This is a genomic window from Cryobacterium fucosi (assembly GCF_004403515.1).
Lineage (GTDB): Bacteria > Actinomycetota > Actinomycetes > Actinomycetales > Microbacteriaceae > Cryobacterium > Cryobacterium fucosi.
Window position 1 is genome coordinate 93,706 of sequence record NZ_SOHH01000061.1, and the last position, 23,731, is coordinate 117,436.

The window sequence follows — 23,731 nt, forward strand, 5'->3', positions numbered from 1 at the left end:
ACACGATGATCTCCTCTCCCAGAACCAGGCACCTCGGCGGTGCCGCCGCCCTCACGACCGGCCTCGCGATCATCCTGGCCGGGTGTGCGCCGAGCCCGGATGCCGGCCCGGCGGCCCGGTCGGCCGCAGCCGAAGGCTTCGAACACATTCACGGCCTCGGCACGGACACCGCGGCCGGAAAGACCTTTGTGGCCACTCATCAGGGGGTGTGGCTGATCCCCACCGACGCCCTTCCGGCCAGCTACCCGGCCAGGTCCTCGGCGGGCGACATCTCGAAGCCGGCGAAAATCGCCGGCCGCGTGCTGGACGTCATGGGCTTCACGGTGGCCGCACCCGGCCTGCTGCTGGCCTCCGGGCATCCTGATCCCGACGCGCCGTCGGACCTCGCCCTGCCCAACCTGGGCCTGATCTCCAGCACGGATGCCGCGGAAACCTGGACTCAGCTGTCGCTCCAGGGCGAGACCGACTTCCACGACCTCGACGCGGTGCCTCTGTCCGGCGACGATCTGCGGGTGTACGGCTACAACTCGGGCACGGGCACCCTGGCTATCAGCGACGACTCGGGCGCGACCTGGTCACCGGGCGAAACCGTGCCGTTGCGAGACCTCGCGGCCGACCCGGCGAACCCGGACCAGGTCTTCGCGACCACGGCCGACGGACTCGTCGGCAGCAGCGATGCCGGCCGCAGCTTCAGCCTGCAGCCCGACGCACCGACACTGTTCCTGATCGACGTCGGCGATGCACTGACCGGCGGAGGACTCGTCGGCATCGACCCGGAGGGCGTGGTCTGGCATCAGAAATCCGCGGCCGGTCCCTGGACCAAGGGCGGTCGCACCGAGGGCGCCCCCGTCGCCCTCAGCTATGTCGGCGGCAGCGTGCCGTGGATCCTCGCCGCAGACGACCGCGGCGTCGTGGCGAGCGACGACTTCGGGGCGAGCTGGACGGTTCTCGTCCCGGCAGAGGCCTGAGTCATGGACCAGCCGCAGACCGCGGGCTCGGCGCCCGAAATTACCCCCGGGGGCATACTTACACTGACGGAGACACCGTCGCACACGAAGGGAGACAGATCATGATGTGGGGCTATGGAGGAGGAATGGGCTGGGGCTGGGTGTTCGGCCTGCTGGCACTGGTCGGCATCGCCTTGCTGGTCGTGCTCCTGGTGCGGCTGTTCAGCGGCGGCATCGACCGCACCGGGATCGACCGACGGGACGCACCGGGACTGCAGCCGCCCGCAGCCCAGCCGCCGCTCGCCCAGGGTCGCAGCCGCGCCCGCCAGATTCTCGACGAGCGTTTCGCACAGGGCGAGCTCACGTCCGAGCAGTACCGCGAACAGATCCAGGTTCTCGGCGAGGAAGCCTAGTGGAGCCGATCAGCCGCCGGACCGCCGTCACCCTCGGCGGCCTGGGGCTGGCCGGCACCGCGATCGGCGGCGCCGGCCTGCTCTGGACCGCTCAGCCCGGCTTCACCCCGTTCGGCGAGCCGGTCGCCCGGTCGGCCTTCAGGGCGAAATCCGGCGAGCCGCTGCGCCAGCCGACCGAGCAGAGGAGTCGTGACGGCGTGCTCGAGGTGACATTGGATGCCTCCCCCGGCCGAATGCGGATCGGCGGCCGGAACGCCACGACCCTCGGCTACAACGGCGGCCTCCCCGGCCCGACGCTGCGGGTGCGGGCCGGGGACCGGCTCGCGGTGACCCTGCGCAACGGTCTCACCGACCCCACCAACCTTCACACCCACGGGCTGCACGTCTCTCCAGAGGGCAACAGTGACAACCCGTTCGTTGTGGTCGAACCGGGCGACTCGTTCGACTACGAGTTCCGGCTGCCGGCCGACCACCCGCCCGGTCTCTACTGGTACCACCCGCACCACCACGGAGTCGCGGCCGGCCAGGTCTTCGGCGGGCTGTACGGCGCGATCGTCGTCGACGACCCTCTGCCGATCCCGGTCACCCGCGAACGCGTACTGGTGATCTCCGACCTCACCCTGGACTCCGCCGGCAATCTGACCCGGTCGACCGTGGCCGAACGGATGCACGGCCGAGAGGGTGAGCTGGTGCTGGTGAATGGCCAGCTGAAGCCGTCGGTGGACATCCGTTCGGGCGAACGCGAACGCTGGCGAATAGTGAACGCCTGCGCCTCGCGCTACCTGCGACTCCGCCTCGACGGGCAGGAGTTGCACCTTCTCGGTCTGGACTCCGGCCGGTTCGCCAAACCGGAGAAGGTGGACGAGGTGATGCTGGCACCCGGCAATCGAGCCGATCTGCTCGTCACCGCGAGTGAGGGCAGCACTGCCCTGCGCGCCGTTCCCTACGATCGCGGCAGCGACGGCATGATGGGCGGGGGTCGCGGATCCTCCCTCGCCGAGGTCACCCTCGCCACGGTGACTGTCGAGGGTGCGGATGCCGGTGCCGGCGACACGGCCGACTCGCTGCCGGCAATCCCCCGCCAGGCCACACCAGTGGACCTCCGCGGTGCCACCGTCACGGCGCGCCGCGAATTCGTCTTCGAGATGGGCATGGGCGGCATGATGGGCGGCGGGGGCATGGGCTTCACCATCAACGGCCGCGAATTCGACGGCGGCCGGGTCGACACCACCGTGCAGGGCGGCAGCGTCGAGGAATGGACCCTGACCAACGCCAGCCAGATGGACCACCCCGTGCACCTGCACGTGTGGCCGATGCAGGTCGTCGAACGGGTAGGCCGGGCCGTGGACTCCGTGCTCTGGCAGGACGTCGTCAACGTGCCGGCCCGCTCGGCCGTGCGGGTGCGGGTCGCCTTCACCGGGTTCACCGGCAAGACCGTGTACCACTGCCACATCCTCGACCACGAAGACAACGGCATGATGGGCGTCATCGACGCCCGCGCCGCAAACTGACCACTCCCCTGGAGTGGACCGGAAAGAATCAGGACATGAAACACAGCGGGCTTTTCCGGCGGACCACGCCGGAGGCGGTCGAGACCACTCGTCTGGCCGACTTCTCCTACCTCGACCCCGGGGTGGTCTACCTCGACTCCGCCTGCCAGAGCCTGCGCCCCCAGCCGGTGCTGGATGCGCTGACGGAGTATTACACCAGCTACAACGCGTGCGGCGGCCGGGTGAAATACGCCTGGGGCAGGCGCGTCGATGACGAGGTGGCGGCCGCACGCCAGGGCGTTCTGGGCCTGCTCGGCCTGTCGGGCCGCCATTACGCGGTGTCCTTCACCCTGAACACGACCTTCGGCCTGAACCTGCTGCTGCAGCAGCTGCCGCTGGGCCGTTACGCCCGGGTCGTCACCAGCCACGTCGAGCACAACTCGGTGTTCCTGCCCACCATGACGGCCGCGAAACGACTCGGCGTCCCCCGGCTCGTGCTCGGCCGGGCCGAAGACGGCGCCCTGCTCTACGAACCGGCCCAGCTCGAACGCGCGGTCGTGGTCGTCAATGCCGCCTCGAACATCGACGGCCGGCTCCTGACGAACCTGGCCGACCTCGTGCGCGACACCCATGCCAAGGGCGGGATCGTCATCCTCGACGCCGCGCAGTCGATGGCGCACGAACGCGCCCTGCTGCAGAAGACCGACGCGGATGCGATCTGCTTCTCCGCGCACAAGATGTACGGCGCGAGCCTGGGCGTGATCGTCGCCCGGCGCGAGCTGCTGTCCTCGCTCGAGCTCTCCTTCGTCGGCGGCGGCATGGTCGCGGATGTCCGTGAAGACTCCTACGACCTGCTGCCGAACGACCCGGGCGCCCTGCTCGAACCCGGGCTGCAGGCCTGGGCCGAGATTATCGCCCTCCGCCACGCGACCGACTGGCTCGGCCAGGTGCGCCCCGGCGGCCGGCCCCCCGCCGAACACGTCTCGGCCCTGTCGGAGCGGCTCTTCGACTCGCTCTCCGACATCCCCGGCCTGACCATGGTCAACACCGCGGCCAGCCCGGTGATCAGCGTCTACGCGCCGAAGCAGGATTCCCACCGGCTCGCGGTCTTCCTCTCCCAGTCGGGCATCGCCGCGCGCAGCGGCTACTTCTGCGCCCACCACTACCTCAAGGAACGCCTCGGCCTGCCCCCGCTGCTGCGTTTCTCGCTCGGACTGCATTCGACCACGGCGGACGTCGACCGGGCGCAGGACGCCCTCGCGCGCCTCATGAAAGGCCTCTCCTAAGTGTTCTGCATTGCCGCCTTCATCGTTCTCCTGTTCATGGCCGCCATCTCGGCGCGCTACCGGCGCTACCTCGCGAAAGCGGCGAGCTGCACCCTTCGCCGGATGACGTTCCGCCCGTGCGACACGACCTTCAAGCAAGACCTGAAGGACCACATGCTCGCGCCGCTCGCGGCGCGCCGCCCCGGACTCGTCGGCCCCGCCAGTGTCGCCCTCGAGGTGGTGGCGTTCCTCGTCGTGCTCACGACGCTCTGGAGCGGCTACGTCGTCGTCGGAAGCGCGGCGAACCTCTACGTCTACGGCACCTGCAACAAGCAGGACTCGGCCTCCTGCAGCCTGGGCGCCGAGGCTTGCTCGATCCCCGACCAGACCCCGACCGTCGGCGAATCCATCGCGGCCTGGGACATCGTCGGTGCCTTCGGCAACGACTTCGTGCGGCTCGGCGAGACGTTCTCCGCGATCCCCTCGCGGATGCAGAACTGGGACGCGTTGGAGTACCTGCCGGCGAACGCGACCTACCTGAACGGCCTGGACGCGAAGAAGGAGACGGCTCTCGAGGTCATCGACCCCGGCTGCACCTACTGCCTGCAGCTGTTCCAGAACATCGAGGAGGCCGGCTTCGCCGACCGCCAGAACCTCAGCTACATCGCCTTCCCGATCCAGTCGGCGACGGGCTACAAATTCCCGAACTCGCTGCTGGTCACCCAGTACCTCGAGGCCCTGCGCCTGAACCCGCTCGCCGACGCGAAAACCCCGGTCGACTGGCAGATCCTCAAGCGGATCTACACCGAGGAGAACGACGAGGGCGTGTCGTGGCAGAGCGCCATCAACAGCGCGGACCCGGCGGAGACCACCACCTTGCTGCAGGAGTGGGCGCGTGAATTCGGGTTGAGCCAGGCGCAGGTCGACACCGTCGCATCCGTCGCCGGTTCGGCGAAGGTCGCCCAGGTGATCGCCGACAACAAGACCCTGGTCGAGGAGCGGATCCACACCGTGAAGATCCCGACCCTCATCTTCGACGGACGCCGCCACGACGGGCTGGTTTCGGTCGGCGACCTGGACTGACCGCGTTCGTGGCCACCACGGCCGCGAGCACGATGGCCGCTCCGAGCAGCTGGCCGAGGCTGAGCGGCTGCCGCAGCAGCACCCAGCCGCAGGTGACGGCGACGATCGGGCTGAGCAGCCCGAGGAAGGCGACGGAGGCCACCGGCAGGTTCTCGATCCCCCGGAACCAGAGCGTGTAGGCGAGCGCTGTGCCGAGCACGGCGAGATAGGCGTAGCCGGCGAGGTTGACCGGAGTGAGGGGCTCCGTCGGGAGCCCCTCCACGACCAGCAGGAGCGGGAGCAGCACCAGCCCGCCGGCCACGAGCTGCCAGGAGGTGCTGACGAGCGGATGCGCCGGCCGGCCCCAGCGCTTGGCGAGCACCGTGCCGACGGCCATCACCACGGCGCCGCCGAGTGCGGCGAGCACACCAACCAGATCGAGCCGGGCCGTGGCCTGCAACACCAGAAGCGCCACGCCGAAGATCCCGGCGACCCCCGCCACAACCCTCAGCCCGGTGACCCGGTCGCCGAGGAACCGGGCGGCCAGCACCGTGACGAGAAGCGGCTGCACCGCACCCATCGTGGCGGCCACCCCGCCGGGCAGCCGATAGGCGGCCAGGAACAGCAGGGCGAAGAACGCGCCGATGTTCAGCGTGCCGAGCACAAGCGACTTCCACCACCAGGCACCGCGGGGCAGCCTCCGGGTCAACAGCACGATCAGAAGGCCGGCCGGCAGGGCGCGCAGGGTTGCGGCCAACAACGGGCGGTCGGCCGGCAGGAACTGGGTCGTGACCAGGTAGGTGGTCCCCCAGAGGATCGGGGCCACCATGGTGGCCGGCACCATCCAGAGTCGATTACTAAGCACTTAGCGATATTAGCTAAGTACTTAGGAAAAAGCTAGATTGAATGCATGACAGACCACGTTGACGGTATCCTCGCCCAATGGGCGGCCGAGCGCCCCGACCTCGACGTGTCTCCGATGGCCGTGCTCGGCCGGCTCGCCCGCACCTCCCGGCTGGCCGACGCGAGCCTCGGCGCCACGTTCGCCCGGCACGGCCTCGACGCGGCATCCTTCGACGTGCTCGCCACCCTCCGGCGCAGCGGAACGCCGTTTCGGCTGACACCGACCGAGATCGGCCTGAGCGCCATGGTCACCTCCAGCGCCATCGCCCAGCGGCTGAACCGGCTTGAGCGGGAGGGCCTCGTGCGCCGCAGCCCGAATGCGGCCGACGGCCGCGGCACCGACGTCAGCCTCACCCCGGAGGGTCTGGCGGTGATCGACCGGGCGCTACCTGACCACGTCGCCACCGAGCAACGGATGCTCGCGGGCCTGAACGAGGAGCAGCGGTCCGCCCTCGCGACCCTGCTCCAGGCGCTGGCCGACTCGCTGACGCGCTCCGCGGACGAATCAGTCTGAGGCTACGGCTTCCAGACCAAGAGCACTACGACGATCACGAGCAGGAACGACGAGATCCCCGACCCCATCGCGATGCGCGAGTAGCCGGCGTCCCTGGCATCCGGAGCTGCGGCAAGCCGGCTTAGCCAGCGAGGTGACCTATCCGGCCTCCCCGGCCCGGATCGAACGCCTGGCCGTATCGGCGCGAAGGCGACTCTCAGCTCAGACTAATTAAAAGGAATAGCATTGTAACTAATAGTGCTGGTTCATCGGTTCGTTCAATGGCTCCCGTGAACCGCAGCGAAATGACCGACGAGCGAAGGAAAGCAATGAACAGAAAACGCGCGGTGGCCATCGGTGCGATCCCGGTCGTCGTCTTTGCCCTCGCGGCGGCGGTCCTGGTGGCCACCGCCGATGACACGAAGTCACAGGCCTCCCCGCATGAGGACCTCGTGACCGGCACTGTTTGGGTCGCCAACGAAGACGGTGGCAGCCTCACGGCCATCGACGCGGCGTCGAACACGGTAGCAACCACCCTGACCGGCATCGAGAGCCCGCACAATGTGCAAGCGTCAGCCGATGGACGCTCGGTATGGGCGGTGAGCGGAACGACGTCCATGGCGGTCAAGATCGACTCATCGTCGCTGGCCGTGACCGGCACGGTCGCCACGGGCGCCATGCCGACTCATGTTGTCGTCACACCGGACCTGAAGACAAGCTACGTCAGCAACAACGCCGACAACACCGTGACGGCGATCAACACCACGACGATGGAGTCCACCGCCACGATCGCGGTCGGAACCGGCCCGCACGGTCTCAGGCCGAGTCCTGACGGAGAATGGATCTACGTTGCCAACATCGGCGGTACGACGCTGAGCGTGATCGACACTGCAACCAACTCACAGGTCGCTGAAGTCGAGGTCGGGACGACGCCCGCTCAAGTGGCTTTCTCGCCGGACGGACGCTTCGTCTACACCTCGCTCAGCGGGGAGGGCGCCGTGGCGAAAGTCGACGTGGCAACCCGGAAACTCGTCGCAAAGACAGCGGTCGGCCCCGGACCGATCCAGACGTTTGTGAGCCCGGACAACAAGTTTCTTCTCGTCGCCAACCAGGGCACCAAGGAGAAACCCGGCACGACAGTCTCCGTTCTTGACACCGAAACGTTCACGGTCCTGCAAACCGTGAAGACTGGCAAGGGCGCCCACGGCGTCGTCGTCGACCCGTCCAGCCGTCACGCATACATCACCAATATGTTTGAAGACAGCGTCGCCGTCCTCGACCTCAAGTCGCTCAAGGTCGTCTCCCGAATTCCGGTCGGATCCACGCCGAACGGAATCAGCTTCTCAACTCAGGTCGTCAAACGCTCCCCGGCGACGGGACTCGATCTCCGGATGGATTCAAACGGCGCGCCTTCGATGGGTCACTAGGGCCGAGAGGCCTGCACGTCCGGGTGATCGGCGGGCCCGTGGTGCTGGGCAGACTCTCTCAGGCCAGAAAATCCTGGCGCACGCCGAGGACCTCATCGGTGAGGGCGATCGATTCGCCCCCGTGCGGGATAGGGGGGGCGCAGAGCCCTGAAACTGGCTGGCCACATGGCCTTTTCACGCCCAGTGTCATCCTGCGCGATTCGGTGATATCGTGCGCTGCGTCATCCACGGAGGGTCAGAAGGCGGAGTGGTCGTCGACGAGGGATACGTCAAGGTTCAACAGGCGTTGAGCTTCCTGGTCACGGATACCACCCCCGCCGGCATTGCCCAGGCCTAGGCAATGATCAACGACGCACTGGCCTCTGAAGACCAGGATGGCGTCTCGGTCGCGGAGGTCAGACAGGCCAGGACCATCCTTGAGGCCGGCAGGACGGGCGAAGCACGGGTTCGGCTGGCCGTACTCTGCGTCGAGGGCAGCTCACCCGCCGGATCGCCGTCGCCGACCCTACCGCCGGCTGTCCCGCCGAGTCCCCCGTAGCATCACGACGGCCAGGATCGCCGCGAAGACTGCTATACCGGCGTTCACGGCGAGCGCCGTCGAGAATCCCTGAACGAAGGCCAGGTGGTGGCTCTCGTCGAATTCTCGATCGAACGCCGCATTCGGTCCGAATGTGGAGAGGATTGCGCTCATCAGGGCAATCCCGAGGGCAAGGCCGGTGGCCTGAAACGTGTTGAACACTCCGGCGGCGACGCCATAGTTGGAGCCATCGGCGGCTCCGAGGGCGACCGTTGTCGTGGGGGCCCGGGCCAGGGCGATGCCGACACCGGTCACGGTCAACCACACCATGAGGACACCGACACTGGTGTCGGCGGTCAGCCCGGATAACCCCGCCAGTCCGGTCGCGAGCAGCAACATGCCCCCGACGATCAGAGTGCGCGGATTGAATTTGTCTGAGAGACGACCCGCGAGTGGAGTGATGCTGATGATCGTCAGGGTCAGCGGCAGCAGGCTGGCACCCGAGGCGAGAGCCGAGAAACCGCGCACGGTCTGGAAGTAGAGCGCCAGGAAAAAGAAAAGGCTGCACATGACCGCGGTAGCGAGCAAGGTGACCGTATTCGCTCCGGTGAAGGACCTGTTCCTGAACAGGGCCAGGTCGACCAGGGGATCCTGAGTGCGGCCTTCGTGCACCACGAAAAATACGAAAAAGAGTACCGACGACGCGAAAAGCGAGAGGACGAGTGGTGACGCCCATCCGAATTCGGTCGTCTGGTTGAGGCCGAGCAGGAGGGTGAGCAGAGCAGCCGCGGACAGTGCCGCGCCGCCGAGGTCCAGGCGCTGGGTCGTTTCTGGCGCGCGAGATTTCGCCAGGAGGAATCGCGCCACCAGCCAGGCGAGCGCACCCAGGGGAATGTTCAGCAGGAAGATCCAGTTCCAGCCCAGCGAATCAGTGATGAGTGCACCGATCAGTGGACCGATTCCGAGCGCGGTCGCCGACACTCCCGCCCACACTCCCAACGCCGTACCCCGAAGGTGTCGCGGGAATGCTCCCGCGATGAGCGCGAGGGATGCGGGAGCGACCAGCGCTGCCCCCAGCCCCTGCACGGAGCGGGCGCCGATCAGCAAGCCGGCGTTCGGAGCGAGCCCTGCAATGAGCGAGCCGATGATGAAGACGAGGAGACCGAACAGGAAGATGTGCCGGGCACCGTTGCGGTCAGCGAGACGACCTCCGACCAGCGTGAATGCGGCGATGGCGAGCGTGTAGGCATTGACCACCCACTCCAGCCCGCCGAACTCCAGTCCAATTTGCCTTTGAATCGAGGGAAGCGCCACCGAGATCGCCGTGTCATCCAGCAGTAGCAGGAACGTGACCAGGGTCAGCGCCGCCAGGACGCTCCACCGGGAGCGCCGCGGATCGGTTCCCTGCGCCTCTGACTGGTTGTTCTCACCCGCGGTCTGACGCAGCGGTCGCGGATTGCCCTCGTCGAGACTCACCCGCAATGCCCTGGGCGCTGTCGTCCAATCACGGACGTGTGGTGGTGTCTTTCCCCCGAAGCACCGCGACCCGGCCGGTGTACTCGGATTCATCGATTTCACCGCGTGCGAAGCGCTCGGCGAGGATGCTTTCGGCCGATGATGTCCCTGACTGATCGATCCGCCGCTCGGAACTCGGTCCGAAGGACCGAACCAGAAGAACGATCCCGGTCACGACGGCGCCCCAGAAGAGCACCATGCTGACGATCATGAGTACGTAGCCCCAGACGCCGATGTCAGTGCCGCCCCAATACATCATGCTGAGTCTCCTTGTTGGTGCCTGTGCCGGGGATCCCGGCACGTTCCGACTCTACTCTTCGGTGGCGTGTCGAGGGACACTGACGCCGACCTCGCGGGCTACGGCTTCAAGACCATGAGCACGCCGACGATGACCAGCAGGAGCGAGGAGATCCCGGATCCCATGGCGACCCGGGAGTATCCGGCGACCTTCATGTCGGGAGCTGCAGCGACCCCCGCTCCGGCCGTGATGGCCTCCGCCGCCTGGCGCAAGGCCGGCACCACCACGAACAGGTTGATCGCCAGCGCGATCGCATAGGCGACGATCGAGAGCAGCACCCAGGTCGAGGTGAAGGAATAGCCGCTCCCCATCGCGAGCGCGCCGAACCCGAAGACGGCGACGACAATCGACAGGAGCGTGAACAGGTTCACCGACTTCGCCAGCGAGCTGACCTGTCCGGCCTCCCCCGTACGGATGGAACGCATGGCGGTCATCGGCAGGACGGCCATCGGGCCGACGATGAAGACCGCGGCGACGATGTGCAGGGTGGTGAACAGAGTATCCATGGCTTCAGCGTAGAGCGTCGCCCGGACGGGATCCGCCCGCCTCGCCCGGGTGGTCGCTACTCGTCGGCGAGGTGAGGGCAAGCGACGGAGTCAAGGAGGCCGTCAGGCACCTGCCCCGGCAACCCGGTGGTGGTCGTCGGGGAGGCCGTGGCGCTTAGCCGCCGCCAGCAGTGCCAGGTTCTTCTTCTCCCAGTCGCGCACGGCCTGCCGCTGCGGGTCGAGCGCACGCCCCTCGGCGCAGGCCGTGACGGGCCGCCCGCAGACGCAGGAGCCGGGGTGTGCCAGGTCGTCGTGGTGCAGCATCCCGAGCCGCCAGATCACGGCCATCGCCCAGTCCAGCTGACGCAGTGCCAGCATGCCGCGGCGTTCGGCGCGCCTGACCAGGTCATTTTCGAGCAGGCCACGGATGTCCCCGCTCACCGTTCGATCGAAACGCCCGGCGACCAGCCCGCGGAGCTCGTCGAGTTGCCCGGTCAGGGTCAGGATCGTCGCGGCGGCCTCTGCGGCATCCAGGTTCGCCTTCTCGACGCCTCTCCGGTGCACCTCCTGCAGGTCGGCGTACTGCGCCAGCCAGAGTTGCACGTGTTCGGCGTCCCGGCGCTCCGCCTTGTCGTCGCCGAGGTGGTGCAGGCACATCGCGCAGACAACCTGGTCGGTCGCGGAGGTGAACGTGAAGGATTGCAGCGCCTGGCAGCAGAAGCACTGGGCCCGGATGGCCTGATAGAGCGGATACGAATGCGTCACGGTTTCTCCCTGGCTCTCCTGCCTTCGAGCGTAGCCGGTGGTCGAGCCCGTCACCGGTGGTCGAGCCCGTCACCGGTGGTCGAGCCCGTCACCGGTGGTCGAGCCCGTCACCCGTGGTCGAGCCCGTCACCGGTGGTCGAGCCCGTCACCCGTGGTCGAGCCCGTCACCGGTGGTCGAGCCCGTCGAGACCCCGGCGCGATCTGGTCTCGACAAGCTCGACCACCGAGTCGCTCGACCACCGAGTCGCTCGACCACCGAGTCGCTCGACCACCGGGCGGCTCAGGACAGGATGTCCTTGGTGACGAACCGGCCGTAGGCCAGCGCCCCGAAGACGAGCAGGTAGCCGCCCTGCAGCAGCGCATTGTTCCCGAACGACGTCCACTCGAGCGGCTGACGCAACAGGTCGGCGAAGTCGAGCCAGTAGTGACTGAACAGCCACGGATGCAGCCAGTCCAGCTGCGGGAGCGCGTCGAGCACCTGCGCCACCACCGAGACCACGATCGTGGCCGCCATCGCCCCCACCGGCACCTCGGTCAGGGTGGAGATGAACAGGCCGATCGCCGAGAGCCCGAGCATTGAGACGGTGACGTACCCGGCGATGAGCAGGGAACGCAGAACGGACTCGCCCACCCCGATGGTGTCGCCGGAGAGCAGCGTGACCGGGCCGATCGGGAACAGGGCGGCGCCGATGGCCGCGCCGGAGACGGCGACGGTGAGGGTGGCGGCCAGGCAGAACACGGCGGCACCCGCGTACTTGACGATGAGCAGGCGCACCCGCCCGGCCGGGGCCACCAGCAGGTAGCGCAGCGTGCCGAGGCCGGCCTCGCCGGCGATGGTGTCGCCGGCGACGACGCCGATCGTCAGCGGCAGGAACAGCGGGATGCAGACCACCATCGCGGTGATCGCCACGAACAGGCCGTTCTGGGCGACCCGGTCGAGGAAGGGCGGGCCGCGCCCCGGCGCCACGGGCGAACTGGCCAGCCGCACGGCGACGGCGATCAGCACCGGGACGGCGGCGAGCGCGAGCAGCATCGCCCACGTGCGGCGACGCCGGAACAGCACGGTGAGCTCGGACACCATCAGCGCCCAGCCGGAGGAGGGCCGCGGCCGGTCAGCCGCCTGGGCGCCGGTCATCTGCGGCCCGGTCACCGGCGTGACGGATGCCGCGGCATCCGTGGGCCGGGTGTCACTGGACAACGTCGAACCCCTCGCCGGTCAGCGCCACGAACCGTTCCTCGAGGCTGGCGCCCACCACCGAGAACCCGCGCACGCGCACCCCGTCGGCGACGAGGGCCGCGACGATCGTTTCGGGGGCCGCTGCGCCGTCGGCCAGGGGCGCGCTGAGCAGGCCGTCGGCGTTCCGGTCGCCCGGTACCCCGAACCGGTCCGCGTCGGTCCGGCCGGCACCGACCCGGCCGGCATCGACGCTGTCGGCCACGAGCCCGAGCCCGGCGAGCACCCGGCGTGCGTCGGCGACATCGGGGGTGCGCACCCGCACATGCGCCTCGCCCACCCGGCGCAGTTCGTCGAGCGTGCCCTGCGCCACCAGGCTGCCGGCGCTCATCACGGCCGCGTGCGTGCACATCTGCTCAACCTCGGCCAGCAGGTGGCTGGAGACGAAAACCGTGGTGCCTTCGGCGGCGAGCGAACGCACCAGGCTGCGCACCTCGCGGGTGCCCTGCGGGTCCAGACCGTTCGTCGGCTCGTCGAGCACGAGCAGCTCGCGCGGCACCAGCAGGGCGTTCGCGATGCCGAGACGCTGCTTCATGCCGAGCGAGTAGGCGCGCACCTTCTTACCGGCCGCGTGGGTGAGGCCGACCCGCTCGAGGGCCAGGTGCACGCGGGCGGAACGGGTGGCCGAGGACGCGCCGGGGTCGGCGGTGTCGAGCCGGCGCAGGTTGGCCGCGCCGGAGAGGAACGGGTAGAAGGCCGGCCCCTCGACCAGGGCGCCGACCCGCGGCAGCACGTCGCGGAGCCGGCCGGGCATCTCCTGGCCGAGCACCGCGATGTCGCCGCTGGTGGCGGTGGCGAGCCCGAGCAGCATCCGGATCGAGGTGGTCTTGCCTGACCCGTTGGGGCCGAGGAAGCCGAAGACCGCGCCGCGGGGTACCGCGAGGTCGACGCCGTCGACGGCCGTCTGATGGCCGAACCGCTTGGTCAGCCCCCGGGTCTCGATCGCCAGTTCGACGGACGGGGTCGCGGCGGTCAACCCCCGACGGCCGCGGTCTGCAGCCGCGCCGCCGGAACCGACCCGGCGAACACCCGGCCGTCGTCGGTGACCAGCACGTTGACCAGGGCGGTCGACAGCAGCCGGCCTCCGTCAACGCTCTCGGTCACCTGCGCGAGCAGCGGGTCGGCGAGGACGTCGGCCGGCACCGTGCCGGCCGGCAACTCGACGACGGATGCCCAGCCGGTCCCGTCGACGCTCACGCCGGGGAGCATGCCCCCGCCGTTCTTCAACTTCTCGTCCTTAAGCTGTTCCACGAGCTTCGTCGCTTCGTCTTCGGTGGCGGGCATCTTCCCGCCGGTCAGCGACATGTCGTGCATGGCCTTGTCGTGCATGGCGGATGCATCCGGCAATGACTTTTCTTCGACCTTCGCGCCGGCCGGCGGGGTGAAGTCGAACAGGTCGGCATTCGGCGCCTCGAGGGAGAGCTTGGAGAAGGCGAGCGAGAAGGCCGGGGCGGACTGGCCACGGGCCTGCACCTCGACCCGGAGCGGCATCCCGGTCTCGGAGTCGACCGCGATCGACACCTCGCCGACCAGGGTTTCGTCGGTGCGGGGCGTGAGCCGCAGCTCGTAGGCCGTGCGGCCGGCCACCCGGGTGTCCTTCCCGACCGTGACGGCGGTGCTCGGGTCGATCGCCGCGAGCATCCGTTCGGCAAGTTGCGCGGGCGTCTGCTGGGAGCCGTCGGCCTCCGGGCGCGGCATGCCGGTCGTGTCCGGAAGGGTGACGTGCAGGGCGGTGTTGTCCTTGGAGTTGTACATCCAGACGTCGGAGGCGTTGCGCACGAGGTCGCGTTCCGCGAGCCGGTCCATGACCTGCACACGGATGTTGTCGGGTCCGTTGAGATAGACCCGCGCCGTGTGCGAACCGGTGAGCAGTTCGAGGGCGGAGGAGGCGGAGGCGTCCGCACCGGACCCGGTGCTGGGCAGCGCGGGGAGGCCGAGTTCGGAGGTCTGTTCGATCGTGCCGGAGAGCGCCTTCACGTTGCTGTCGCCGATCAGGGCGAGCACCTGAGCCGGGGTCTTGTCGGGCAGATCCACGGCGGCGCCGGCCTGGAGCGGCACCGTCAGCACGCCGACGATGACGACGGCGGGGACGACCGCCACGGGGAGCCAGCTGCGCAAACGGAGGGTCATGACAGCCTCCTTCGACTGACGCGATTCATACTGCGATCCTACGTCCGGCATCCGTGAACCACACCCCTCCCGGGGACCGGATGCAGGCTAACTCGGCGAACTCCCAGCGCCCGGTGCCCGCCGTGCCCGCCGTGCCCGCGCGCTGCGCAAGCCAGCGACGAGCGCGCCACCTGCGCCGCTTCGCTCCTGGTGCGCCTGTAGCGCAGCGGCGCAGCAGGCGCGGTCGGCGTCGCGCGGGCACGCCATCGGCGCTTGGGCGACCAGGTCAGTCCGGCCGCCGGGCCGCGGCCTTCTCGCAGCATCCGGCCTGGCAGGCGTCACGCCAGGGACCGAGCGTGGTCAACGCCTTTCTCACTGGATCCGGGTCGGCTGGCAGGCGCTCCATCAGCAGGTCGACGAGACCGGCCACGAACGCCGGGTGGAGACTCGGCGTGGAAACCCGGAGGAAGGCCAGGCCGAGAGCGGCGGCCGTGGCGGCGGCCTCGGTGTCGAGGTCCCAGATCACCTCCATGTGGTCGGAGATGAAGCCGAGCGGCACGACCACGACGGCTGACCTGCCCGCGGCGGCGAGGTCGGCGATGGCGTCGTTGACGTCCGGCTCCAGCCAGGGCATGCCAGGCGGGCCGGAGCGGGATTGAAAAGCGAGTGACCAGGCCGGGGAAGCGCCCGGCGCCAGTGCGGCCATGATCACCTCGGCCACGGCACGGTGCTGGGCCACGTAGGCGCCGCCGGGACCCCAGTCGCGGTCCCGTGGGCCGCTCGCGGCGGCATCCGTCGTCGGGATCGAATGGGTCGTGAAGAGAATGTGCGTGTCGACGGATGCGATCTGCCGCCCGGCGAGGTCGGCGAGGGCAGCCCGGAGCCCGTCGATGAAGGGCGTGACGAAACCGGGGTGGTCGAAGTAGGGTCGCACCGCGTCGAGGGCCACCCGGCCCGCGAGCCCGGTGTGATCGAGGGCCTGGGCCAGGTCTTCGCGGTACTGCCTACAGCTCGAGTAGGAGCTGTAGGCGCTGGTCGTGAGCGCGAGCATCCGAGTGTGCCCGGCCGCTGCTGCCTCGGTGACGGTGTCGCCGAGGTACGGCGTCCAGTTGCGGTTGCCCCAGTAGACCGGCAAGTCGATGCCGCGACCGGCGAGTTCGGTCTCAAGCGCCGCTTTCAGGGCCCGGTTCTGCGCGTTGACCGGGCTGATCCCGCCGCGGGCCCGGTAGTGCGTCGCCACGGCCTCGAGCCTGGCCTCCGGGATGCCGCGCCCGCGGGTGACGTTGCGGAGGAAAGGGATCACGTCGTCCTGGCCCTCCGGCCCGCCGAACCCGAGCAGCAGCACGGCGTCATAGGCCGGCGTGGCGGGCTCCACGTCAGGCGCCGGCACCGAGCGCCGCCGGCTGGTACGGGCAGGCCGGGTCCTCGCCGAGCGGGTCGCCGCTGTCGGCGTAGGCCCTGGCCCGGGATCCGCCGCACAGGTCGGCGTATTCGCAGCTGCCGCAGCGCCCGGTGAACTCGGTGGCCCGGATCTGTTTGAGCAGGGTGTTGTCCCGGTAGATCTCCGCGAGCGGTGTGGTGAGCACGTTGCCGAGGCCGAGCGGCAGGAACCCGGCCGGGTAGACCTCCCCGTCATAGGCGACGAACACGATTCCCTTGCCGTCGCGGGTGGAGGCCGTCTGCGCCCTGGGCAGCCCGATCGGCGGCCCCATCAGGGTTTCGAGCCGTTCGGTCAGCGCGAGGTAGCGCGGCGTGGCCGGTGCGGGGTCGCCGGCCCGGCGGCGGGCGACCACCCGTCGGAAGAACGGCGCCTCGACCGTGCGCACGATGAAGCCGTGCTGGGACGCGTCGAAGAGGAACTGGCAGATCTCCTCGTGCTCGAGGGCGGAGACGGCCTCGGTGGACACCCCGCGCCCCACCTGCACGAGGAAGAAGACCTCCCAGATCGACGCGCCCGCGCCCGCGATGAGGGCAGCGACATCCGCCAGCTCGTCGACGTTGGCGCGCATCACGGTGGTGTTCACCTGCACGGTCAGCCCGGCAGCGGAGAGGGCACGGATGGCGCGCACGGTGTCGTCGAAGTGGCCGGGAATGCCGCGCACGCCCTCGTGGGTGGCTGCGATCGCGCCGTCGAGGCTGATCGAGACGGCCTTGACCCCGCTGGCGACGATCTTCTCGATCATCTCGGCGGTCAGGGTGGGCGTCACCGACGGGGAGAGCGCGGTCGGCAGGCCGAGTCCGGTGGCGTAGTCGACGAGTTCGAACAGGTCGGGCCGCATCAGGCAGTCGCCGCCGGTGAGCACGAGGATCGGGTAGGGGCGGCCGAAACCGGCGACCTGGTCGATCAGGTTCTTGCCCTGCTCGGTGGTGAGTTCACCCGGCAGGGCCTGCATGGTCGCGCTGGCGCGGCAGTGTCGGCAAGCGAGCGCGCAGGCGCGGGTGGTCTCCCAGAAGACGAGCATGGGCCGCTGCGCGTAGTCCGGGCCCGGCCCGCGTGTCCTGGTCGGCACGCTGGGGAGCACTCCGGCCTGGGCGACGGTGTTCATGACGTCGCCGGGCATGACCTCGCCGACGCTCACGGTGCCACCTCGGTGAGGGGGCGGTCGCCGGCCAGGAGGGCGGCGAGCGAGTCCGCCGTGCGTTCGGCGTCGACGATGCAGCTGGCCAGGCCGACGCCGCGATACGACGACCCGGTGAGCCGGATGCCGGGAAGGGCGAGCAGCGCCACCGTCGCGGCGTCGAGGCGCGCCTGGTGGCCGACCACGTATTGCGGCATCCCCTGGGGCCAGCGTTCGATGTGCCGTTCGATCGGGCGCTGGGTCAGCCCCATCGCCTCGACCAGCTCGCCGTGGACCAGGTCGACGAGGGTGTCGTCGTCCAGGTCGAGCCAACGGTTGTCGCCGCGCCGGCCGACCATGCAGCGGATCAGCACGAGCTCATCGTTGGCGAGGTGCGGCCACTTCGCGCTCGACCAGGTGCAGCCGACCACGAGCTTGTCCTCGACCGGCGGCACCAGGAATCCGGTCCCGTCCAGTTCGGCGGGGGCCGAGGAGCGCGGGTAGGCGAGGCAGACGGTGGCGACGTCCACGTAGGGCACGTCGGCCAGTGCTGCTGCCAGGTCGGGCGACTCCGCACCGAGGAGATCGGCGGCCACGCCGGCCGACGTGGCGAGCACGACGGCATCCGCCTCGATGCTCGTGCCGTCGGCGAGGGCGACCGTGTAGCCGGCGCCGGCGCGGGTGATCAGCGAGGCCGGGCTCCCGAGGCGGATGTCGTCGCCCCCCAGCCGGGCCGCGAGGGCGTCGATCAGCGTGCCCAGTCCTCCTCGAAGGGTGACCAGGGCGGCGGCGGTCTTCGGCGGGGCTGCGCGGCGGCGTGCGCCGAGGGCGAGGTACAGGCTGCGGTTGGTGCGGGCGAGGCCCTCGATGTCGGGGGCTGTGCTGTGGGCGCTGAGTTCGTCGGCGCGGCCGGCGTGCACTCCGCCGAGCAGCGGGTCCACCAGCCGGTCGAACACCTCCGCACCCATCCGCGGGCGCACCAGCTCGGCGATGGTGGGGTCGGGCGGCTGCGAGCCTCGGCGGCGGGGCAGCACGATGTCCAGGGCCGCCCTGGCCACCCCGGCGGGGGAAAGGAGCCCGCTCCAGAGCAGGGGCAGCAACCGGTCGGGAATGCCGAACAGGGTGCCGGCCGGGAGCCGGCGCAGCTTCCCGCGCGACCAGATCCGTGCGCCGCCCGCGTTGGGTGCGACCACGAGGTCGCCGAGGCCGAGGTCGCCGATGAGTGTCGCGACGACGGGGGAACGCACCATCAGGGCGTCCGGTCCGACATCGACGGCGTGCCCGCCGAACGGCACCGTGGCGATCTTCCCGCCGAGTCGCGGAGCGCCTTCGACAAGGGTGACCTGCACCCCGTCCCCGAGTCGGCGATGCAGATAGTGTGCACTTGTCAATCCGCTGATTCCGCCGCCGACGATGACAATCCGTGGTCGAGAGTGCACTGTATCTTCCTCCAATTGCCCGGAACCGGCGCAGCCGACACCCTGTGGCAATCCTTGTTATCTCAGATCCTACGGCGGTCGATGCCCCGGAAATCGCGGCAGACGGGCGGCGGCACGACGGAAAACGTCGGTTTGCACGTCTGTGCATGCCGGGAGCCGGGGCTTCGGCGGCTCCCGGCGTGGCGTCTCAGCGCGCGAGGAAGGCGAGCAGAACGGCGTTCACCTCGGCGGCGTGGGTCCAGAGCATGCCGTGCGGCGCGCCCTCGATTTCCACGTATTCCGCGTCCGGGAGCAGCCGGGAGAACGGCCGTCCGGTCGCGTCGATCGGCAGGATGTTGTCGCTCGTGCCGTGCACGATCAGGGTGGGCACGTCGATCTGGGGGATGTCCTGGCGGAAGTCGGTGATCCAGCTCAGCGGAGCCGCGGCCGCGGCAGAGAACCCGGACCCGGCGGCAACGTCCCAGCTGTGCCGGAGCGCCTCCTCGCTCAGCCTCGAGCCGAGGTTCTCCTCGGTGTTGTAGAAGCCCGTGTAGAAGTCGGTGAAGTAGGCGTAGCGGTCCGCCTTCACGCTGGCGACGATCCCGTCGAAGAACTCCTTGGGCGCCGCGCCGCCGGGGTTGTCGTCGGTCTGGAGGAGGAAGGGTTCCAGCGAGGCGAGGAAGGCGGCCTTCGCCACCCGGGCCGAGCCGTAGGTGCTGAGGTACCGGGCGACCTCGCCGGTGCCCATCGAGAACCCGGCCAGCACCACGCCCTGCAGGTCGAGGGTCTCGAGCACGATGTTGAGGTCGGCGGCGAAGGTGTCGTAGTCGTAGCCGGCGGCCGGCTGGCTGGACTGGCCGAATCCGCGGCGGTCGTACGTGATGACCCGGTAGCCGGCGTCGAGGAGAGCCGCGGTCTGCTTCTCCCAGGACCTGCCGTCGAGCGGATACCCGTGGATCAGAACGACGGGGGTTCCGCTGCCGTGGTCCTCGTAGTACAGGTCGATGTTGGTGCTGTTCTCGGTTCCGACGGTGATGTACGACATCTCGCGATTCCTCTCATTCGCAGAGAACGGTCGTTCTCTGTTCTGTTTGCTAGTCTAGAGAACATGCGTTCTCTGCGCAAGTGAGGTTGTGTGAATCCGATGGACGAACAACGTGACGCCCAGGGGGCCGCGATCGACGCGGCCGACCGGCTGTTCTACGCCCGCGGCATCCAGGCGGTCACCATGGACCAGCTGCGCTCGGAGACCGGGATCTCCCTGAAGAAGCTCTACTCACTCTTCGACTCGAAGGAGGCGATCCTGCTCGCGGTGCTGGACCGCCGTCACGAGCTGTGGACCTCCGGCATCGCGCGCGCCGCCGACGCGGTGTCCACCCCGAGGGACAAGCTGCTCTCCATCTACGACTTCCTCCACGACTGGTTCACCGACGGCAACTACCGAGGTTGTGGTTTCATCAACGCCTTCGGCGAACTCGGCGCCACGGTTCCCGCCGTCGCCCTGGCCGCGCGGGAGCAGAAGCGGTCCTTCCAGCGCTACGTCGGCGGCCTGGTCGAACGGGCAGGGGCCCCGGCGAGCCTGGCTCCGCAACTGGCCATCCTGGCCGAGGGCGCACAGACCACCGCGGCGATCTCGGGCAGCGCGGATGCCGCCCGCTCGGCCAGGGACGCCGCGGAGATCCTCATCGACGTGGCCCTGCCGCACTGAGGTCGGCCTCGGTTGCCTCGACCGGCGCCAGACGCTGGACACGCTCGCGAGCTCTCCGTGAAGCAGGCCGGGGCCCTGGTCCCGGGGATGCCGGAAAGGCTCGTAGCATGGCGGAGAGGATAAGGAGCATCAGATGAGAATCGTGGTCACCGGCGGAAGCGGCAAACTCGGCAGGACCGTCGTACGGAGGCTCACCGAGGAGGGGCACGAGGTGCTCAACCTCGACCGGGCCGGGGAGAAGAGCCACGGCCTCGTTCTGATCGACCTGACCGACTACGGCCAGGTCATCGACGCGGTCCTCGGCGTCGACGACCGGCACTCCGGGTTCGACGCGGTCGTGCACCTCGGCGCCATCCCGGCTCCGGGCCTGGTTCCCGACGTCGCCACGTTCCACAACAACATCCTCTCCACCTACAACGTGTTCCAGGCGGCCCGGCGGGCGGGCATCCGCCGGCTGGTCTACGCGTCGAGCGAGACGGTGCTCGGACTGCCGTTCGAGATCGATCCGCCCTATCTCCCGGTGGACGAGGAATACCCGGCCCGTCCGGAGAGCACCTACTCGCTGGTCAAGCACCTGGAAGAGCAGATGGCGATCCAGCTCACCCGCTGGGACACGGCGCTCAGCATCACCGCCCTGCGGTTCTCCAATGTGATGGACCCAGAGGACTACGCCGCCTTCCCCGCCTTCGACAGCGACGCCACCCTGCGCAAGTGGAACCTCTGGGGGTACATCGACGGCCGCGACGGCGCGCAGGCCGTGTTGCGCGCGCTGGAGAACGCCCGGCCCGGCTTCGAGGCCTTCATCATCGCGGCCGCCGACACCGTGATGAGCCGGCCTGACACGGAACTCGCCGCCGAGGTGTTCCCCGGCGTCGAATTCCGCAGGCCGGTCGGCGCCAACGAGACCCTGCTCTCCATCGACAAGGCCAGGCGGATGCTCGGCTACGCCCCGGAGCACAGCTGGCGGGACCACGCCGAACCGCGGCCCTGAACCTGTCAGTTCCCTCATCCGGTCCTGGGCTCGCCCAGCCGGCATTCAGCCGATCCCCCGTACCGTGGTTGACGGAGTCCCCCCACTCCAGCGGATTGGCCCCGGCAGATTGCTCGCCTCCCCCGGCGCAGTAGAGCCGGGGCTTTTTCGTGTATCGGGCACCGGGAACGCCACGACAGTCGGCGTGAACCGGGTTCGCCGGCCGATTCACACTCCCCGGAGAAGCCAGCCATCGTCGGAATTCCTGCCACCTTCGTCGACAAGTCCTTGGGCGACCTGCGACAACATCAAACGGTTACTGCGAGCGTAATTTCTGAGTAGGACGAATGCTTCCTCCATCGAGACGCCGCGGGACTGCGCTATGACGCCTTTGGCTTGCTCGATCAAGACCCGGGAGTTCAACGCATTCGTCAGTTGCTCCCGCACCGTATTGCTTTCTCGAAGCGTGCGCTCCTGGAGAATTCCGATGGTAGCCACGTCGGCCAGCGCCTGGGCAGCCCGGACATCTTGTTGGCGCAGGGCGCCGGGGACACTGGACAACAGGTTGAGGGCACCGATTGTTGTCTCGCGCAGTCGCAATGGAACCGCATAGACGGCAGCGAAACCCTGCTCACGCGCGCTATCCCGAAAACGCTGCCACCCGGGTGGGCTGTCCTCAACATTCGGCAGCGACACCACAGTTCCGGTGGTGAAACACTCCACGCACGGACCCGCCCGAGCGCTCAGTTGCATGACCTCAACAAGGCGGCTTGCCTCGCTCGTCGAGGCGACAACTTCAAGCTGACCGTCAACATCGAGCAGGAGGACACCTGCCGCCGTAATGTCAAAGAGGCTTGCACAACTCTCGACCAACGTCTGCAAGAGTTCCACCACGTCGTAACCGGCGACCAGAGTGTCAGCGAGGGTCGCGAACGTATCGATCAAGCGGTCTTCTCTCGTACCGTCAATCATGGGATCCTTCGATCTGGTTCTCACTCACAGCGAAACTCAATCGCCGATCGATGATCTGCTCCGCGATTTCTTGCATTGATCGGCCGACGGCGAAGGCGTGTCCCTGGATGACGAGTCGGGCATCCCGGGCGGGGATCCTGAGTTGGGCCAGCACCATGCCGGTGGCTTGATGCACTTCACGACGGGAGAACTGATTACGAGCGTCGGGATCGGCGTTGGTACCGCTCACCATGTCGCTGTCGGTCAGCCTGATCGCTCGAGAGAGAACGAGACGACTGACAACTGTCGCGAGACCTGAGACCTGCCGGATATCCAGCTCGCTGAGGTAAGTCGGTCGAGTCGTATAGATGTCGATCGCCCCGATGCGTAAGGGCCCCAAGACCAACGGAAAAGCGAAAAGCGCGCCCAGGTCATCGGCGACGATTGCCTTCGAGAAGGCCGGCCACACGCGGTTCGGCCGTTCCCGAATATTCGGCTCGATGACGGGCGCCGAAGTCGCCAGTGCATCCCAACACGGGCCCTCGCCGAGATCGAATTGTAGCTCGTCCAGTCGGAACGACTGTGCGTCGCTCGCCGAGATGGTTTCCGCGGCGAGAAAGTCGCCGAACGTCGAGATGGACAGTCCGTCCGCTGGAAGCAGGGCAAGGAGAGGCTCGTACAGACGTGACTCTTGACCTGCACAGGCGGCCAACGCTTCTTCGGCTACCGCAAACCGATCAGGCATCGCACTCCCTCCCGCGTTTACTGCTGTATCTCCGGCCCGGGCCTGGCCAGTGCACACTCTAACGTACTCTTCCACGTCCGAAATGGAATGGCAGGCTCCACCGACGCGCACCCTCGTCGGTTTGAGTGAGGAAACCCGGAGGTGGAAAAAGCCCGCCCGGGGCATAGAATCAATGCTGTAATATCGACGCGTGCATTTCCCGGACCTGGTCCGCATTGTCGTCAATCGCAATCTTTGCCGCCGTTGGCTGAGATACCTTCACCTACCGGCCGCCTCTCGATCAATCCAATCAAGCCACACCCACGGTGCTCCGCCTGAAGCCGAGCCCCGGTGGCTGGAAGGGCTCTTACTCACGCGATGACATTCCCCCGCGACAACGCAGTGGCAGAACCTCCACCTCGGCCCGCCTCCTGATTCACCGTCAATCGACAAGCTGAACCCCACATCCAGGCCGAGAC

Annotated in this window: 24 protein-coding genes; 10 read left to right on the forward strand and 14 right to left on the reverse strand. The window is 68.5% G+C overall.

Features of this window, described 5'->3' with window-relative positions; translation table 11 throughout:
* The first annotated feature begins 5 nt into the window (after nt 1-5).
* The 5 genes from E3T48_RS07505 to E3T48_RS07525 all read left to right on the forward strand — a co-directional run bounded on the left by E3T48_RS07505 (nt 6) and on the right by E3T48_RS07525 (nt 5,198).
* Nucleotides 6-968, forward strand: coding sequence for a F510_1955 family glycosylhydrolase (locus E3T48_RS07505; protein WP_134523356.1), 963 nt, complete (start codon nt 6-8; stop codon nt 966-968).
* Between the two features lie 101 nt (nt 969-1,069).
* Nucleotides 1,070-1,360: an SHOCT domain-containing protein gene (locus E3T48_RS07510; protein ID WP_134523357.1), complete on the forward strand. Its 291-nt coding sequence runs from the start codon at nt 1,070-1,072 to the stop codon at nt 1,358-1,360.
* Nucleotides 1,360-2,871, forward strand: a complete 1,512-nt coding sequence (locus tag E3T48_RS07515) for a multicopper oxidase family protein (protein WP_134523359.1) — start codon at nt 1,360-1,362, stop codon at nt 2,869-2,871. Before E3T48_RS07510 ends, E3T48_RS07515 begins: the two co-directional genes overlap by 1 nt.
* A 35-nt stretch (nt 2,872-2,906) precedes the next feature.
* Nucleotides 2,907-4,136, forward strand: coding sequence for an aminotransferase class V-fold PLP-dependent enzyme (locus E3T48_RS07520; protein ID WP_134523361.1), 1,230 nt, complete (start codon nt 2,907-2,909; stop codon nt 4,134-4,136).
* A complete protein-coding gene (locus tag E3T48_RS07525) occupies nt 4,137-5,198 on the forward strand; it encodes a DsbA family protein (RefSeq protein WP_134523363.1) in 1,062 nt (353 codons plus the stop codon). It abuts the gene before it with no gap.
* Here the strand turns inward: E3T48_RS07525 and E3T48_RS07530 are convergent.
* Nucleotides 5,143-6,042, reverse strand: a complete 900-nt coding sequence (locus E3T48_RS07530) for an EamA family transporter (protein WP_198417639.1) — start codon at nt 6,040-6,042, stop codon at nt 5,143-5,145. The genes E3T48_RS07525 and E3T48_RS07530 overlap by 56 nt on opposite strands.
* A gap of 45 nt (nt 6,043-6,087) precedes the next feature.
* On the opposite strand from E3T48_RS07530, the gene E3T48_RS07535 reads away from it, so the two are divergent.
* The 3 genes from E3T48_RS07535 (at nt 6,088) to E3T48_RS17405 (ending at nt 8,337) form a co-directional block, all read left to right on the forward strand.
* On the forward strand, nt 6,088-6,594 hold the full coding sequence (locus E3T48_RS07535) for a MarR family winged helix-turn-helix transcriptional regulator (RefSeq protein ID WP_134523365.1): 507 nt from the start codon (nt 6,088-6,090) through the stop codon (nt 6,592-6,594).
* Nucleotides 6,595-6,902: 308 nt separating this feature from the next.
* On the forward strand, nt 6,903-8,000 hold the full coding sequence (locus E3T48_RS07540) for a YVTN family beta-propeller repeat protein (RefSeq protein ID WP_134523366.1): 1,098 nt from the start codon (nt 6,903-6,905) through the stop codon (nt 7,998-8,000).
* A gap of 211 nt (nt 8,001-8,211) precedes the next feature.
* Entirely contained in the window at nt 8,212-8,337 is a 126-nt protein-coding gene (locus E3T48_RS17405; protein ID WP_255455819.1) for a hypothetical protein, read from the forward strand.
* A 168-nt stretch (nt 8,338-8,505) separates the two neighbouring features.
* On the opposite strand, the gene E3T48_RS07545 is transcribed toward E3T48_RS17405, so the two are convergent.
* The 11 genes from E3T48_RS07545 to E3T48_RS07595 all read right to left on the reverse strand — a co-directional run bounded on the left by E3T48_RS07545 (nt 8,506) and on the right by E3T48_RS07595 (nt 19,944).
* Nucleotides 8,506-9,993: an MFS transporter gene (locus tag E3T48_RS07545; RefSeq protein WP_166789666.1), complete on the reverse strand. Its 1,488-nt coding sequence runs from the start codon at nt 9,991-9,993 to the stop codon at nt 8,506-8,508.
* Nucleotides 9,994-10,021: 28 nt separating this feature from the next.
* The gene (locus E3T48_RS07550) at nt 10,022-10,291 is read right to left on the reverse strand and encodes an SHOCT domain-containing protein (RefSeq protein ID WP_134523370.1); all 270 of its coding nucleotides are present in this window, start codon (nt 10,289-10,291) and stop codon (nt 10,022-10,024) included.
* 98 nt (nt 10,292-10,389) lie between these two features.
* Complete coding sequence (locus E3T48_RS07555) at nt 10,390-10,836, reverse strand: DUF2269 family protein (protein ID WP_134523372.1); 447 nt, start codon at nt 10,834-10,836, stop codon at nt 10,390-10,392.
* Between the two features lie 102 nt (nt 10,837-10,938).
* On the reverse strand, nt 10,939-11,580 hold the full coding sequence (locus tag E3T48_RS07560) for a hypothetical protein (RefSeq protein ID WP_134523374.1): 642 nt from the start codon (nt 11,578-11,580) through the stop codon (nt 10,939-10,941).
* Between the two features lie 280 nt (nt 11,581-11,860).
* On the reverse strand, nt 11,861-12,715 hold the full coding sequence (locus E3T48_RS07565; protein ID WP_166789670.1) for an ABC transporter permease: 855 nt from the start codon (nt 12,713-12,715) through the stop codon (nt 11,861-11,863).
* 52 nt (nt 12,716-12,767) lie between these two features.
* Nucleotides 12,768-13,790, reverse strand: coding sequence for an ABC transporter ATP-binding protein (locus E3T48_RS07570; protein WP_134523376.1), 1,023 nt, complete (start codon nt 13,788-13,790; stop codon nt 12,768-12,770).
* Nucleotides 13,787-14,944, reverse strand: a complete 1,158-nt coding sequence (locus tag E3T48_RS07575) for a LolA family protein (RefSeq protein WP_134523377.1) — start codon at nt 14,942-14,944, stop codon at nt 13,787-13,789. Before E3T48_RS07575 ends, E3T48_RS07570 begins: the two co-directional genes overlap by 4 nt.
* Nucleotides 14,945-15,209: 265 nt before the next feature.
* Nucleotides 15,210-16,298: a ferrochelatase gene (locus tag E3T48_RS07580; protein ID WP_241986711.1), complete on the reverse strand. Its 1,089-nt coding sequence runs from the start codon at nt 16,296-16,298 to the stop codon at nt 15,210-15,212.
* Between the two features lies 1 nt (nt 16,299).
* The gene (locus E3T48_RS07585; protein WP_241986712.1) at nt 16,300-17,502 is read right to left on the reverse strand and encodes a TIGR04053 family radical SAM/SPASM domain-containing protein; all 1,203 of its coding nucleotides are present in this window, start codon (nt 17,500-17,502) and stop codon (nt 16,300-16,302) included.
* Nucleotides 17,499-18,920, reverse strand: a complete 1,422-nt coding sequence (gene hemG / locus E3T48_RS07590) for a protoporphyrinogen oxidase (RefSeq protein ID WP_166789667.1) — start codon at nt 18,918-18,920, stop codon at nt 17,499-17,501. Before hemG ends, E3T48_RS07585 begins: the two co-directional genes overlap by 4 nt.
* Before the next feature lie 187 nt (nt 18,921-19,107).
* Nucleotides 19,108-19,944 (reverse strand): alpha/beta fold hydrolase, encoded by an 837-nt coding sequence (locus tag E3T48_RS07595; RefSeq protein WP_134523383.1) that lies wholly within the window; start codon nt 19,942-19,944, stop codon nt 19,108-19,110.
* 99 nt (nt 19,945-20,043) lie between these two features.
* Here E3T48_RS07595 and E3T48_RS07600 point away from each other — a divergent pair, with 99 nt between their 5' ends.
* Together E3T48_RS07600 and E3T48_RS07605 are read left to right on the forward strand one after the other, a co-directional pair.
* Nucleotides 20,044-20,607 (forward strand): TetR/AcrR family transcriptional regulator, encoded by a 564-nt coding sequence (locus E3T48_RS07600; protein WP_134523384.1) that lies wholly within the window; start codon nt 20,044-20,046, stop codon nt 20,605-20,607.
* A gap of 133 nt (nt 20,608-20,740) precedes the next feature.
* The gene (locus E3T48_RS07605; RefSeq protein ID WP_134523386.1) at nt 20,741-21,598 is read left to right on the forward strand and encodes an NAD-dependent epimerase/dehydratase family protein; all 858 of its coding nucleotides are present in this window, start codon (nt 20,741-20,743) and stop codon (nt 21,596-21,598) included.
* Nucleotides 21,599-21,805: 207 nt separating this feature from the next.
* Here E3T48_RS07605 and E3T48_RS07610 read toward each other — a convergent pair whose 3' ends face one another.
* Both E3T48_RS07610 and E3T48_RS07615 read right to left on the reverse strand, forming a co-directional pair.
* A complete protein-coding gene (locus E3T48_RS07610; protein ID WP_134523388.1) occupies nt 21,806-22,549 on the reverse strand; it encodes a GAF and ANTAR domain-containing protein in 744 nt (247 codons plus the stop codon).
* Entirely contained in the window at nt 22,542-23,273 is a 732-nt protein-coding gene (locus E3T48_RS07615) for a GAF and ANTAR domain-containing protein (protein ID WP_166789668.1), read from the reverse strand. Before E3T48_RS07615 ends, E3T48_RS07610 begins: the two co-directional genes overlap by 8 nt.
* Between the last annotated feature and the right edge of the window lie 458 nt (nt 23,274-23,731).

Excerpts from the sequence above, each read along its gene's own strand:
- E3T48_RS07505 (WP_134523356.1), top strand. The coding sequence starts at position 6 with ATGATCTCCTCTCCCAGAACCAGGCACCTCGGCGGTGCCGCCGCCCTC.
- E3T48_RS07510 (WP_134523357.1), top strand. The coding sequence starts at position 1,070 with ATGATGTGGGGCTATGGAGGAGGAATGGGCTGGGGCTGGGTGTTCGGC.
- E3T48_RS07520 (WP_134523361.1), top strand. The coding sequence starts at position 2,907 with ATGAAACACAGCGGGCTTTTCCGGCGGACCACGCCGGAGGCGGTCGAG.
- E3T48_RS07535 (WP_134523365.1), top strand. The coding sequence starts at position 6,088 with ATGACAGACCACGTTGACGGTATCCTCGCCCAATGGGCGGCCGAGCGC.
- E3T48_RS07540 (WP_134523366.1), top strand. The coding sequence starts at position 6,903 with ATGAACAGAAAACGCGCGGTGGCCATCGGTGCGATCCCGGTCGTCGTC.
- E3T48_RS07550 (WP_134523370.1), bottom strand. The coding sequence starts at position 10,291 with ATGATGTATTGGGGCGGCACTGACATCGGCGTCTGGGGCTACGTACTC.
- E3T48_RS07555 (WP_134523372.1), bottom strand. The coding sequence starts at position 10,836 with ATGGATACTCTGTTCACCACCCTGCACATCGTCGCCGCGGTCTTCATC.
- E3T48_RS07565 (WP_166789670.1), bottom strand. The coding sequence starts at position 12,715 with ATGACCGGCGCCCAGGCGGCTGACCGGCCGCGGCCCTCCTCCGGCTGG.
- E3T48_RS07575 (WP_134523377.1), bottom strand. The coding sequence starts at position 14,944 with ATGACCCTCCGTTTGCGCAGCTGGCTCCCCGTGGCGGTCGTCCCCGCC.
- E3T48_RS07595 (WP_134523383.1), bottom strand. The coding sequence starts at position 19,944 with ATGTCGTACATCACCGTCGGAACCGAGAACAGCACCAACATCGACCTG.
- E3T48_RS07600 (WP_134523384.1), top strand. The coding sequence starts at position 20,044 with ATGGACGAACAACGTGACGCCCAGGGGGCCGCGATCGACGCGGCCGAC.
- E3T48_RS07605 (WP_134523386.1), top strand. The coding sequence starts at position 20,741 with ATGAGAATCGTGGTCACCGGCGGAAGCGGCAAACTCGGCAGGACCGTC.
- E3T48_RS07610 (WP_134523388.1), bottom strand. The coding sequence starts at position 22,549 with ATGATTGACGGTACGAGAGAAGACCGCTTGATCGATACGTTCGCGACC.
- E3T48_RS07615 (WP_166789668.1), bottom strand. The coding sequence starts at position 23,273 with ATGCCTGATCGGTTTGCGGTAGCCGAAGAAGCGTTGGCCGCCTGTGCA.